The organism is Streptomyces sp. NPDC126499 (genome assembly GCF_040302485.1).
In the GTDB taxonomy this organism is placed as follows: domain Bacteria; phylum Actinomycetota; class Actinomycetes; order Streptomycetales; family Streptomycetaceae; genus Streptomyces.
On sequence record NZ_JBEOUO010000005.1, the window covers coordinates 330,228 to 342,756 of the forward strand.

The 12,529-nt window shown below is 73.8% G+C and carries 14 protein-coding genes; 6 read left to right on the forward strand and 8 right to left on the reverse strand.

Features of this window, described 5'->3' with window-relative positions:
• Positions 1 to 42: 42 nt before the first annotated feature.
• From ABTZ91_RS10020 to ABTZ91_RS10045, 6 genes are all read right to left on the reverse strand, one after another.
• Positions 43 to 1,305: a beta-ketoacyl-[acyl-carrier-protein] synthase family protein gene (locus ABTZ91_RS10020; RefSeq protein ID WP_352076648.1), complete on the reverse strand. Its 1,263-nt coding sequence runs from the start codon at positions 1,303 to 1,305 to the stop codon at positions 43 to 45.
• Entirely contained in the window at positions 1,295 to 1,561 is a 267-nt protein-coding gene (locus tag ABTZ91_RS10025) for a phosphopantetheine-binding protein (RefSeq protein WP_352076649.1), read from the reverse strand. The genes ABTZ91_RS10020 and ABTZ91_RS10025 overlap by 11 nt, the downstream gene beginning before the upstream one ends.
• Positions 1,558 to 2,538, reverse strand: coding sequence for an acyl-ACP desaturase (locus ABTZ91_RS10030; protein ID WP_352076650.1), 981 nt, complete (start codon positions 2,536 to 2,538; stop codon positions 1,558 to 1,560). Before ABTZ91_RS10030 ends, ABTZ91_RS10025 begins: the two co-directional genes overlap by 4 nt.
• Before the next feature lie 312 nt (positions 2,539 to 2,850).
• Positions 2,851 to 3,372, reverse strand: a complete 522-nt coding sequence (locus ABTZ91_RS10035) for an O-acetyl-ADP-ribose deacetylase (RefSeq protein ID WP_352076651.1) — start codon at positions 3,370 to 3,372, stop codon at positions 2,851 to 2,853.
• Positions 3,369 to 4,808 (reverse strand): NAD(P)/FAD-dependent oxidoreductase, encoded by a 1,440-nt coding sequence (locus tag ABTZ91_RS10040; RefSeq protein WP_352076652.1) that lies wholly within the window; start codon positions 4,806 to 4,808, stop codon positions 3,369 to 3,371. The genes ABTZ91_RS10035 and ABTZ91_RS10040 overlap by 4 nt, the downstream gene beginning before the upstream one ends.
• A gap of 70 nt (positions 4,809 to 4,878) precedes the next feature.
• Complete coding sequence (locus tag ABTZ91_RS10045; protein WP_352076653.1) at positions 4,879 to 5,730, reverse strand: inositol monophosphatase family protein; 852 nt, start codon at positions 5,728 to 5,730, stop codon at positions 4,879 to 4,881.
• A 179-nt stretch (positions 5,731 to 5,909) separates the two neighbouring features.
• On the opposite strand from ABTZ91_RS10045, the gene ABTZ91_RS10050 reads away from it, so the two are divergent.
• Both ABTZ91_RS10050 and ABTZ91_RS10055 read left to right on the forward strand, forming a co-directional pair.
• Entirely contained in the window at positions 5,910 to 6,965 is a 1,056-nt protein-coding gene (locus tag ABTZ91_RS10050) for a lipoyl protein ligase domain-containing protein (RefSeq protein WP_352076654.1), read from the forward strand.
• A gap of 57 nt (positions 6,966 to 7,022) precedes the next feature.
• On the forward strand, positions 7,023 to 7,913 hold the full coding sequence (locus tag ABTZ91_RS10055) for a hypothetical protein (protein WP_352076655.1): 891 nt from the start codon (positions 7,023 to 7,025) through the stop codon (positions 7,911 to 7,913).
• A gap of 3 nt (positions 7,914 to 7,916) precedes the next feature.
• Here the strand turns inward: ABTZ91_RS10055 and ABTZ91_RS10060 are convergent, their stop codons facing one another.
• A complete protein-coding gene (locus tag ABTZ91_RS10060) occupies positions 7,917 to 8,513 on the reverse strand; it encodes a class I SAM-dependent methyltransferase (protein WP_352076656.1) in 597 nt (198 codons plus the stop codon).
• 186 nt (positions 8,514 to 8,699) lie between these two features.
• A complete protein-coding gene (locus tag ABTZ91_RS10065) occupies positions 8,700 to 8,960 on the reverse strand; it encodes a hypothetical protein (RefSeq protein ID WP_352076657.1) in 261 nt (86 codons plus the stop codon).
• A gap of 29 nt (positions 8,961 to 8,989) precedes the next feature.
• On the opposite strand from ABTZ91_RS10065, the gene ABTZ91_RS10070 reads away from it, so the two are divergent.
• The 4 genes from ABTZ91_RS10070 to ABTZ91_RS10085 all read left to right on the forward strand — a co-directional run bounded on the left by ABTZ91_RS10070 (position 8,990) and on the right by ABTZ91_RS10085 (position 12,515).
• Complete coding sequence (locus tag ABTZ91_RS10070; RefSeq protein WP_352076707.1) at positions 8,990 to 9,634, forward strand: dihydrofolate reductase family protein; 645 nt, start codon at positions 8,990 to 8,992, stop codon at positions 9,632 to 9,634.
• 212 nt (positions 9,635 to 9,846) lie between these two features.
• Complete coding sequence (locus ABTZ91_RS10075; protein ID WP_352076658.1) at positions 9,847 to 10,260, forward strand: hypothetical protein; 414 nt, start codon at positions 9,847 to 9,849, stop codon at positions 10,258 to 10,260.
• 69 nt (positions 10,261 to 10,329) lie between these two features.
• Positions 10,330 to 10,911 (forward strand): carbonic anhydrase, encoded by a 582-nt coding sequence (locus ABTZ91_RS10080; RefSeq protein WP_352076659.1) that lies wholly within the window; start codon positions 10,330 to 10,332, stop codon positions 10,909 to 10,911.
• 14 nt (positions 10,912 to 10,925) lie between these two features.
• Positions 10,926 to 12,515 carry a SulP family inorganic anion transporter gene (locus ABTZ91_RS10085; RefSeq protein ID WP_352076660.1) on the forward strand — a complete coding sequence of 530 codons (1,590 nt, stop codon included), beginning with the start codon at positions 10,926 to 10,928 and terminating at the stop codon, positions 12,513 to 12,515.
• Positions 12,516 to 12,529: the final 14 nt, after the last annotated feature.

The window sequence follows — 12,529 nt, forward strand, 5'->3', positions numbered from 1 at the left end:
CGGCGGCGGAGTGCCGCGGCCGGCGAGATCGGGAAGAGACGGCTAGTCCGCGGTGAGCAGCACCACGGCGTTCTGACCGCCGAAGCCGAAGGAGCAGCTGATGCCCGCGCCGACGGCCGGCCGGGGCACACCCGCCACGATGTCGAGCTTGTGCTCGCCGTCCTGCCCTTCGAAGTTGGCGACGGGCGGCACCGTGCCGTTGCGCAGGGCGAGCACGGTGCAGGCCGCCTGAATCGCCCCGGCCGCGCCGAGCGCGTGGCCGACGACCCCCTTGGCCGCGGTCACCGGAGGCACGGCGTCCCCGAACACGCGGGTGAGGGCGGCCGCCTCCGCCGCGTCGTTGAGGGGAGTACCGGTCCCGTGCGCCTGGACGTGACCGACGTCCCCCGGGCCGCAGTCCGCGTCCCGCAGGGCTGCCGTGATGGCGCGCACGGCACCGTCACCCTGAGGATGCGGGGCGACGGGGTGATGGGCGTCGGCACCGGCCCCGAATCCACGGAGCACGGCGAGCACCCGGGCACGGCGGGCGCGCGCGTCTGCGGCCCGTTCCAGGACGAGAACGGCGGCGCCCTCACCGAGGACGAAACCGTCCCGCCGCGCGTCGAACGGACGGCAGGCCAGCGAGGGCTCGTCACGACGGCGGGACAGCGCGCGCATCCGGGTGAAACAGGTGGCCGTCATCCTCGAACGGGCCGACTCGCTGCCGCCCGCAAGGACGATGTCGCACGTGCCCGACCGCAGCAGATCACGCGCCACGCCCAGGGCGGTGGTACCGGAGGCGCAAGCGCTCGCGGTCGTGAAGTTCGGCCCGCGCGCCCCCACGTCGATGGCGACCTCGCCCGCCGCCATGCTGGGAACGCTGCGCGGCAGCGCCAGGGGCGAGACCCGGTCCGGGCGGCCGGCGCCGAGGTGCCCGAACTCGGGCACGTACGTGCTCAGGGAGTTGGACCCGACCCCGAGGACGACACCGACCCGCTCGCCCAGCTCCTCGCGACCGCCGGCGCCCACGCCCCCGCCACCGCCCGGCCCGAGGTCGCCGCCGAGGCCTGCGTCGGCGACGGCCCGGCGGGCGGCGACGAGGGCGAACTGGATGAACCGGTCCGTACGCCGGGCCAGGGGCCGCCCCAGTTCACCGGTGGCGTCGAACCCGGTCACCTGACAGGAGAAGTCGACGGGCAGTCCGGCCAGTTCGGCGTCGCGGGCGGCCAAGGAGCGGCCCTGGCACAACGCCGTCCAGTTCTCCTCGGGTGTGTGGCCCGCCGGAGTCACCAGCCCCAGGCCGGTGACCGCGATCTCAGCGGGCACGGCGCGCCTCGTCGAAGGCGCGGGCCGCCTCGGCGAGCGTCGACGCGGGAGAGAGGTCCAGGGTCTCCTCGGGCAGGACGATCCCGAACTCCTCCTCGGCCGACACGACCAGCTCCATCAGGGCCAAGGAGTCCACGTCGAGACTCTCGAAGCTGGCCGACGGCGTGAGACTTTCGGGGGCGGCCTTCACGCCCAAGTGGTCGGTCAACAGCGTGACAAGCTCTTCGGGAAGGGTGCTTTCGACCGCCTGGCTCATCCCTGTGCCTCCTGTTCGCATGCCGCAGAGACTGCGACATGTCCGCCGGTGTTCCTGTCGCTGTTCATGCGCTCGAAGAGCTCCCGGGCACGGGCGGCCTGAGCGCTCAGCCGTCCGACGTGGAGCTCCAGCCGCTCCCTCGCCCGCTCGCCGGCAGGCCCAAGCCCGGTCAGGGACGCCACCTTCAGCGCCCGCAGCAGGGGGGCCACGACGTACTCGAGGTGGACATCCAGGTGGTAGATGCCGAAGGCCGCGATGCGCGCGGCCCTTGCCCGGAAGCCGGGAATCGTCGCGCCGGGCATCTCGAAGTCGACCAGCACGTCCGTCAGGGCGGTGACGGCCGCGTCGGGGAACAGGGCGAGCGCGTCGGCGAAGAGATCCCGGTAGAAGATCATGTGCAGGTTCTCGTCGGCGGCGATCCGCGCCATCAGCTTCTGCCCGGCGGCGTCCCCGCACACCGCACCGGTGTTGCGGTGCGCCTGGCGGGTGGCCAGCTCCTGGACCGTGACGTACGCCAACGAGTGCAGACAGGTCGGCAGGCCGGACCGGAAACCGGTCCCCACCTGCCGCATCCGCAGCTCTTCGAGGGCCACGGGATCCACGGCTCGGCGGGCGTGGACGTAGGCGCGCAGCACCGCCGCGTGCCGGTCCTCCTCCGCCGTCCACCGGTGCACCCAGGCACCCCACGCGCCGTCCCGTCCGAACCGGGTGGCGATCTCGAAGTGGTAGCTGGGCAGGTTGTCCTCGGTCAGCAGGTTGACGACCAGCGCGTCCTGAACGGCACGGGGCAGTTCCGACTGCTCCGGCTCCCAGGCCGTACCGCCCAGCGGCCCGTCGTAATCGCGGCCGGCGCCCCACGGCACGTACTGGTGCGGGAACCAGTCCCGCGCGGCGTCCAGATGCCGTTCCAACAGGCGCTCCACCGACGGCTCCAGCTCCCGCAGCACACGCGCCGCCTCCGCGGCGGCCTCAGCCATCCATCTCCTCCTGCACGTCGCTGCGACCTCGGCCGTACCGCGGTCCGTCAGGGCATACGGCCGGTCGGGCAACGACCTTTCACCATCCCCGGCCCTGGCGGCGGCCGACGCTCCCGAGGTCACCTCACCGAGGTACGGGCGAATCCCCCCGACTGCGCCAGATAGCCCACGCCGCACCCGCAGGTCGCGGTCCCCACGCTCCCCTCCCGCTCCGCCACCGCGGCCCCCGGGGGCCCGCGTGCCACAGCGCCACCGTCCCGGCCGGCCTGCGCGGCCCCGCTGCGGATGCTCCGGGCACCCGCCGCCCTCCGCTCAGCCCAGCGCCGCCTCGAACGTCTCGTACGCGGCCCGGTCGAAGAGCACGAACCGCACCTCCCGCACCGGGGCGGCGGTCGCCTCTCGTACCGTACGGATCGCGATGCGGGCCCCGTCGTCCATCGGCCAGCCGTAGACGCCGGTGGAGATCGCGGGGAAGGCGACGGTCTCGGCGCCCAGTTCGGCGGCCAGGCGCAGGGACTCCCGGTAACAGGAGGCGAGCAGGTCGGAGCGGTCCTCGTCGGGGCTGTGGACCGGGCCGACGGTGTGGACGACCCAGCGGGCGGCGAGGTCGCCGGCGGTGGTGGCGACGGCCTGGCCGGTGGAGAGGCCGCGGCCGTAGTGGCCGGCGCGGAGTGTGCGGCAGGCGTCGAGGATGGCGGGGCCGCCCCGGCGGTGGATGGCCCCGTCGACCCCACCGCCGCCGAGGAGCGAGGAGTTGGCGGCGTTGACGATGACGTCGGTGTCCTGCTCGGTGATGTCGCCGCGGACCAGGATGATCTCGGGTCGGATGGTCATGCGCCCAGTCTCGCACCGCCGCCCGGGGCGCGCAGTCGCCGCCAGACGGCCTTGGCCGCGTTGTGGCCGGACATGCCGTGGACGCCGGGGCCGGGCGGGGTGGCGGAGGAGCAGAGGAAGACCGCCGGGTGCGGGGTGCCGTAGGGGAAGAGGGACAGCTTGGGGCGCAGGAGCAGCTGGAGGCCGCGGGCGGCGCCGCAGGCGATGTCGCCGCCGATGTAGTTGGCGTTGCGGGCGGCGAGTTCGGGCGGGCCGGCGGTGGCGCGGGCGAGGATCAGGTCGCGGAAGCCGGGGGCGAAGCGCTCGATCTGACGCTCGATCGCCTCGGTGAGGTCGCCGCGCCAGCCGTTGGGGACGTGGCCGTAGGCCCAGAAGACGTGCTTGCCCTCGGGGGCGCGGCCGGGGTCGACGAGGCTGGGCTGGGCGGTGATGAGGAACGGGGTGTCGGGGGCGGTGCCGGAGGAGGCCTGGCGCAGGGCGGTGCCGATCTCGCCCCGGGTGGGGCCGACCTGGACGGTGCCGGCCCGGCGGGCGGCCTCGGCGGTCCAGGGCACGGGGCCCGACAGGGCGTAGTCGATCTTGAAGGCGCTGGCGCCGTAGCGGTAGCCGTCGTAGAAGGACCCGAGGCCCGCGATCCGGGCGAGGGCGGTGGGCGAGGTGTCGAAGACGTAGGCGCGGGCCGGCGGCAGGTCGTCGAGGCGCTTGACCTCGAAGTCGGTGTGGACGGTGCCGCCGAGCTCCTTCAGATACGCGGTGAGGGCGTCGGAGATCGCCTGGGAGCCGCCCCGGGGCAGCGGCCAGCCGGCCGCGTGGGCGGCGAGCGCGAAGACCAGGCCGACGGCGCCGGTGGCGAGGCCGCCGAGCGGGGCGATGACATGGCCGACGAGCCCGGCGAACAGGGCCTGCGCCTTCTCGTCGCGGAAGCGGCGCATCAGCCAGGTGGACGGCGGCAGTCCGGTCAGGCCGAAGCGGGCGAGGGTGACCGGGTCGCGCGGCAGCGCGGTGAGCGGCAGCTGCATGAAGTCCCGGAAGAGGGACTCCCACCGGGGCAGGAACGGCTCGACGAGACGCCGGTAGGTGCCGGCGTCTCGCGGCCCGAAGGAGGCGGCGGTCTCGGCGACGGAGCGGGAGAGGACGGCGGCCGTGCCGTCGTCCCACGGGTGCGCCATGGGCAGGTCCGGGTGCAGCCACTCCAGGCCGTGGCGGTCCAGCGGCATGGTCCGGAAGACGGGCGAGGTGACGCCCAGCGGGTGCACGGCGGAGCAGGGGTCGTGCCGGAAGCCGGGCAGCGTGAGTTCCTCGGTGCGGGCACCGCCGCCGACGGTCGGCTTCGCCTCGAACACGGCGACGGAGAAGCCGCGGCGGGCGAGCTCCACGGCTGCGGTCAGTCCGTTGGGTCCCGCCCCCACGACGACGGCATCGAGCATCGACGGCACCTTCGGACTCCTTCGTCATCCATCGGCCACAGGCCAAGGATCCCAGCATATTCCCGGCCCCGTACGGGACTTACCGGCCCCCGAGCAGTGACCGGATCCTGGCGGCGGTCGCGGCGTCGCGGGCCGCGACGAACGGCAGGGTGTTGCCTCCGGTGATGCGGAACGGCTCACCGGTGAGGGTCAGGTCGGCACCGCCCGCCTCCGCGACCAGGAGCAGTCCGGCGGCGTGATCCCACGCGTACTCCCAGCTGAAGGCGACTCCGTCGAGCAGGCCCCGGGCGACCGCCAGGTACTCCAGGCCGGCCGAGCCGCAGGGGCGGGGGCGGACGCCTTCGGCGCGCAGTCCGAGCAGGGCGCGCTTCTGGTCCGGGGTGGTGTAGTCGGGGTGGGAGGTGGCGACCTCCAGGACCGCCCCGGGAGCGGGCGCCCCGGACCGTATCGCCGCCCCGTTCAGCGTGGCGCCGTGGCCGCGCACGGCGACGGCGAGCTCCTCCAGGGCGGGGGCGTAGGTCCAGGAGGCGAGGACCTCGCCGCGGCGGGCGAGGGCGACGAGCGTGCAGAAGCCGGGCTCGCCGCGGACGAACTGGCGGGTGCCGTCGACGGGGTCGACGATCCACACCGGCGCGTCGCCCTTGATCGCCTCGTAGACCGCCGGGTCGGCGTGCACGGCCTCCTCGCCGACGACCACGGAGCCGGGCAGCAGGGCGGTCAGGGAGGTCGTCAGGTGTGCCTCGGCGGCCCGGTCGGCGACGGTGACGAGGTCGTGGGGCCCGTTCTTCTCGACGATGTCGTCCGCGCCGAGCTGGCGGAAGCGCGGCATGATCTCGGTGGCGGCGGCCTTGCGGACCGCCTCCTCCACCTCGGTCGTGCCGCCGGCGAGGACGTGGTCAAGGAAGTCGGTGACGTCGGTGTGTCCGCTCATGTGACCAGCCAAGCACACCCGGCTGACATTCCGGCGGCCGTGCGGCGACCTGTGGACAACCGGCGGACGACCCCGGGCCCGCGAGTACTCTTTGATCGAGTTCGCCCCTTGTATCCGGGGCGCCGGGGGTGTCCGGGGTGTCCCGGGTGCCCGAGGGGGTTGTATCCCAGGGAGGGTCCGTGCACGGCGAGTACAAGGTCCCGGGCGGCAAGCTGGTCGTCGTCGACCTCGACGTGGAGGACGGCGTGCTGCGCCGGGTCCGGGTCGCGGGCGACTTCTTCCTGGAGCCGGACGAGGCGATCGAGGCGATCGACCGGGCGCTGGAGGGCGCTCCCGCCGACACCGACGCCGCGGGCCTGGCGGCCCGCATCGACCAGGCGCTGCCGCCGGGCACGGAGATGTTCGGTCTGACGACGGAGGGCATCGGCGTCGCGGTCCGCCGGGCCCTCGCCCACGCCACGGACTGGACCGACTACGACTGGCAGCTGATCCACGAGCCGCCGCAGCCGCCGGCCCTGCACATGGCGCTCGACGAGGTCCTCACGGCGGAGGTGGCGGCCGGTCGCCGGCCGCCGACGCTGCGCATCTGGGAGTGGGCCTCCCCCGCCGTGGTGATCGGCAGCTTCCAGTCGCTGCGCAACGAGGTGGACGCGGAGGCGGCCGGGCGGCACGGCATCGAGGTGGTCCGCCGGATCAGCGGGGGCGGCGCCATGTTCATCGAGCCGGGCAACACCATCACGTACTCCCTGTCGGTCCCCGACGCCCTGGTGCAGGGTCTCTCCTTCACCGACAGCTACGCGTACCTCGACGACTGGGTGCTCGGCGCGCTCGGCGACCTGGGGATCAGAGCCTGGTACCAGCCGCTGAACGACATCGCCACCGAGGCAGGCAAGATCGCGGGCGCCGCACAGAAGCGCATGGTCGCGGGCGAGGGCGCGGTGCTGCACCACGTGACCATGGCGTACGACATCGACGCCGACAAGATGACGGACGTGCTGCGGATCGGCCGCGAGAAGCTGTCCGACAAGGGCACCAGGAGCGCCAAGAAGCGCGTGGACCCGCTGCGCCGCCAGACCGGTCTGCCGCGCGAGGCCGTCATCGACCGCATGATCGCCTCCTTCCGGGGCCGGTACGGCCTGACGGAGGGCCGGGTCACGGAGGAGGAGCTGGCACTGGCGAAGGGGCTGGCGGAGAGCAAGTTCGCGACCAGGGAGTGGACGGCGCGGGTGCCGTAGCGCTCGCGGGCGGATGCCCCCTGGCCGCCTGCGACGGGCACCCCCTACGCTCCGCGTATGCGGATCGATCACCCGGTGCGGCCGGGGCTGCGGGTGGAGTGTGCCGACGGCGGGCGGCTGGTGCTGGTGCAGGGTGGCCGGCCCGTGCTGTTCGCGCGCCAGCGCGCCGGCCATCGCGGGGTGCACTACGCGCGCACCGGCGCGTACCGCTCGCCGCTGGCGCCGGGGCGCGCGGACACGGCCCGAGCGGTCGCAGCGTCCGCCCCGGCCGGTTCGGACGCCTGGACCGAGCGCTGGGCGGCCCACGCGGCGGCGCGGCTGCGCCGGGCGGACGAGGGGCCGCTGCACGAGGGCGAGTGGAATCTGGGCCCGATGACGCCGGGCTGGTTCGTGGACCGCAACTGGGCCAAGCTGCTCGCGCACGATCCCGACCGGGGGCACCTCACCTGGTTCGGGTACGGCGACCCGGACGAGGACGCCCGCGATCTGCTGCCGCTGCGGGCGCTGTCCGCCCCGGACAGCGCCCGGGTGAAGGCGTACCGCCGCCAGTACCGGGAGGGCGTGCTGCCGCCGGTCCTGCTGTGGTGGGTCAGCGGGCTGAATTCACCGGTCGTCCTCGACGGACACGACCGGCTGGTCGCGGCCCTCGCGGAGGACGGCCGGCCGGAGATCCTCATGCTGTCGCGACGGGTCGACGCCGCCTGTGTGGCGATGTGCTCGGCCCGGCCGGTCGAGGAGTACGAGTCCCGGACGGCGGCGCTCGACGCCGGCGATCCGCTGGCCGGTGTGAAGGCCGCCGCGGCGAGCCGTCGGCTCGCGGACGCCCTGCGGACGATCGAGCGGGCCCCGGAGATCACGCGGGCGTGGCCGGTCGCCGGGGGCGTGGGCGCCTGGGAGCGTTCCGTGGCGGCCCATGTGCCCGGCTGGGGCCCGCTGCCCCTCCCCTGAGGCTCAGGCGGCGGGGGTCCGGGCGACGAGGATGAACTCGTTGTACGGGAAGGCCTTGCCGACCGACCGGGCGAACGGGAACGAGTAGGTGCGCTCCACCGTCAGGCCGGCCTTCTCGGCGTGGGCGCGAAGGCCGTCGAAGTCGACGAACCGCACATGCGTGGCATCCGTCTTGTATCCGGCCTCCTGCGGACAGATCAGGACGACCGAACCGCCCGGTTTCACCAGCGGCAGGTACTGCTCCAGGATCGAGTTCCCGAGCTCCTCGTCCATGTGCTCCAGGACGTGCGCGCACAGCAGGCTGTCGAAGGACCCGGGGCCGCAGTCGGCGGCCTGGGCGAGCTCGTCGGGCGTGTAGGCGGTGAGGCCGCGCTCACGGCAGGTGGCGACGGAGGTGGCGTTGTGGTCGACGCCGACGCTGTTGGGGCCGCAGTTCAGCAGATTGCGGCCGATGCCGCAGCCCACGTCCAGCACCCGGCCGAGGGCGAGCCGCTTCAGGTTCCAGCGGTACGGCGCCTGGGTCGGCAGCAGCCTCTTGATCCCCGAGCTCTCCAGCCGCGCCAGCCGCTGGGTGTAGTCGGAGGATTCCGTGCCGGACATCGACGACCGCCTTCTGTTGTGCTCTGAGCCGTGCTGCTGTGAACGTGGTGATCCGAACATGGCGCTGCGCTCCGGCCGGCCGTGATCGCGTGAGCCATGATCGCGTGACCTGCCGTGAGTTGATCCGCGTCGTGGAAGGCTATGCCATCGCGTCGAGCCGGTAAAGATCGGCCGCGTTCTCTCACCCTACGACGCGGCCGAGAACCCTCCTCGGCGGCCGCTCAGGAGCGGGGTGACGCATGTGTACGGGGCCAGGGCACCGCCCGCGATCAGCACGGCGGCCGCCAGGGCGGCACCGCCCATGATCAGCACGGCGGCCGCCGGGGCGAGCCACAGCCGGCCCTGCCGCGGCGCGCGGGCCTCGGCCGTACCGAGATCCCGGGCCGTACCGCCGGCCGGGAGGCGGCGGCCGAGGAGCGATGAGTTCTGCCCTGCCGGACGGTCCACCCCTCGTCGTCGACACCCTGGAGGAACACATGGGTCAGCTGCTGAGGGTCCAGAACTTCTGCGTCTCGAGTGACGGGATCGCCGCCGGAGAGGACCAGAGCCTGGAGCGGCCGTTCGGTCACGTCGCTCCCGAGCGGCTGTTCTCGTGGGCGGGGGCCACGGCGAGCTGGCCCATGCGCGCGGACGGCGGGGGAAGCAGGGGGCTGGACGACTACTTCACCCGGGACTTCGCGCGGAACATCGGTGCCGAGATCATGGGCCGCAACAAGTTCGGGCCGCAGCGCGGCCCCTGGCAGGACCACGCGTGGCGCGGCTGGTGGGGTGACGAGCCCCCGTTCCGTACGCCGGTGTTCGTCATGACCCATCACCCGCGCCCTTCGTTCACGCTCTCCGACACGACCTTCCACTTCGTGGACGGCGCCCCGGCCACGGTCCTGGAGCGGGCGCGGGAGGCGGCCGGGGGCAAGGACGTCCGGCTCGGCGGCGGGGTGACGACCATCCGGCAGTTCCTCGACGCCGACCTCGTCGACACCCTGCACGTGGCGGTCTCGCCGGTGAAGCTCGGGTCGGGGCTGCGGTTGTGGGAGTCCCCCGAGGAACTGCTCGACCGGTTCCGTCTGGAGGTCGTGCCGAGCCCGAGCGGGGTGACGCACCACCTCTTCTGGCGGAAGTGAGGCGGAGCGGTTCCCGGGGGGACGCTCCACGCGAACGGGTGCGCGGGCTCCGGTCCGGGCACCCGTTCGCGTCAATTTGCGGCTGATTCCATTCGAAAAGCCCTCGCACTGACGGGTGTTGTGGGCTGTCGTTCACATGACCCCATTACTCTCCATTGACCTGCCCTTGAACGTGTCTTGGGGCATCGGTGACGGTGACGGAGGGAGGGCCCATGCCGGCGACAGCCCTCGTCCGCGTGTCCTCGGCCCTGCGCGCGACCGCGGCCCTCCTCCTCGCGCTCACTCTCGCCCTGCTCTGCGGCGCCTGCGCCGTCTCGGCGCCGGCCGACACCGGCAGGGGTGGCTCGCCCCCGCCGCCGCGCGTCCAGCAGCTCGGGGGCGGGCCGGGCACCGCGTACGAGATCCGACTCCACGCGGACGGCGAGCTCGACGTCCCGAGCGGCACCGCCCACCGTGACCGACGCCGTACCGCGCTCGCACCGGCCGGTCCGCCGGGGCCGCCCGCGGACGCCGCCCACGTGGCGGTCCGCACCGATCCCCCGGCCGGGCGCCGGGGCGTCCCGGACAGCCGGCCGAGACCCACCACCGCGGCCGGGCCCGCCGTGCTCCAGGTGTTCCTGTGCTGACAGGAGAAACGTCCATGCGCCGACCTGTCAGCCCGACGCGCCCCCACGGCGCGCCAGGAGGAAACATCCATGCAGCCCCTCATCGACAACGCCCGCCGATTCGGACAGCGCCCTGAGGAGTTCGCCCCGCTGGCCGCGGGTCAGTCCCCGGCCGTCCTGTTCATCACCTGCTCCGACTCCCGGGTCGTCCCCGCCCTCATCACCGGAGCCCGGCCCGGGCAGCTCTTCGAGCTGCGCACGGCGGGCAACATCGTGCCCCCGTACGACAACGGCAGCCCCACCGGGGAAGCCGCCACCATCGAGTACGCGGTCGAGGTCCTCGGCGTCCAGGACGTCGTCGTCTGCGGCCACTCCCACTGCGGCGCCGTCGGCGCCCTCGTCCGGGGCGACGACCTCGACGCCGTACCCGCCGTACGGGACTGGCTCGCCCACGCCGCGCCGGAGGGCGCCGACGGGCGCCCCGACGACCCGGCCGTCGCCGACGCCGTACGCGGCCACGTCCTCACCCAGCTGCTCCGCCTGCGCTCCTACCCCTGCGTCGAGCGGCGCCTGGCGGACGACCGGCTGCGGCTGCGCGGCTGGTACTACGAGGTGCACACCGGGGCCGTGCACGAGTACCGCCCCGAGACCGACTCCTTCGAGACCCTGTGAGGGGGCGGATCCGTATGTCGCTTCCCGCCTCCGTCCGCCGCTTCCCGCACCTGCGGCAGGACTTCGCCGCCTCGCTCGTCGTCTTCCTCGTCGCCCTTCCGCTGTGCATCGGCGTGGCCGTCGCCTCCGGCGTGCCCGCCGAGCTCGGCCTGATCACCGGCATCGTCGGCGGTGTGGTCACCGGCATGATGCGCGGCAGCAGCCTGCAGGTCTCGGGTCCCGCCGCCGGCCTCACGGTCCTCGTCCTGGAAGCGGTCCGCGCCTTCGGGCTGCCCGCCCTGGGCGTGATCGTGCTGCTCTCCGGTCTCCTCCAGATCGCCGTGGGCCTCCTGCGCTGGGGACGCTGGTTCCGGGCCATCTCCCTCTCCGTCGTCGAGGGAATGCTCGCCGGCATCGGTCTCGTCATCATCGCCGGACAGCTCTACGCGGCGGCCGGCGTCCCGGCTCCCGCCTCCGGAGTCGACAAGCTGGTCGGCCTGCCGGCCGCTCTGGTGGAGGCCGTCGGCAACACGACGGCCCTCGCCTCCCTCGCCGTCGCCGCCGGCACCATCCTCGTCGTGGTGCTCTGGCGCCGGCTGCCCCGCCGGGCGCGGGCGGTTCCCGGGGCGCTGGCGGCGGTCGTCCTGGCCGCCCTGGTCACCGCGCTGGCGGACCTGCCGGTGGCGACCATCCGGGTGAGCGGGGTCTTCGACGCCGTGCAGCTGCCGGGCGCGGACGCCTTCTCCTCGCTCGCGAACCCGGCCGTGCTCGGCACGGTCCTCGCGTTCGCGCTGATCGCCTCCGCCGAGTCGCTGTTCTGCGCGGCGGCCGTCGACCAGATGCACCCCGGGCCGCGTACCGACTACGACAAGGAGCTCGTCTCCCAGGGGGCGGGCAACGCCCTGAGCGGACTGCTCGGCGCCCTGCCGCTGACCGCGGTGATCGTGCGCAGCTCCGCGAACGTCGAGGCGGGCGCCCGCACCAAGGCGTCCCGCGTGCTCCACGGGCTGTGGCTGCTGCTCTTCGCCGCCCTGCTGCCCGCCGTCCTCGCGTACATCCCGCTCGCGGCCCTCGCCGGGATCCTCGTCCACGCCGGCTGGAAGCTGATCCCGTTCAAGAGGGTGGCGACCCTGTGGCGCGCCCACCGCGGCGAGGCACTGGTCCTCGTCTCGACGGCGGTCGCGATCGTCGCGATCGGCATGTTCGAAGGAGTGCTGGTCGGTCTCGTCCTTTCGGTGGCGAAGGCCGCCTGGGAGGCCTCCCACCTCCGGGTGGAGCACAGCGACGACGGTGCGGGGACGGTGCGGGTGAGGATCCTCGGGACCGTCACCTTCCTGAAGCTGCCGCAGATACTCGACACCCTGGAGGCCCTGCCCCAGGACCGCCGGATCGTGCTCGACCTCTCCGGGGCGCACCACCTGGACCACGCCTGCCGTTCGGCCCTGGAGGCCTGGGCGGAACGGCACGGCGGGAACGGGCCGGGACTTCGGGACGGCGGCCCTGACGACGACTCCGTTCAGGACCGTGACCCGGTTCGGGACCGTGACCCGGTTCGGGACCGTGATCCTCTTCAGGACCGTGACCCGGATCCGGATCCGGCAGGGCCGGTGAGCGCACCGCGCTGACCGGCGGGACTCCG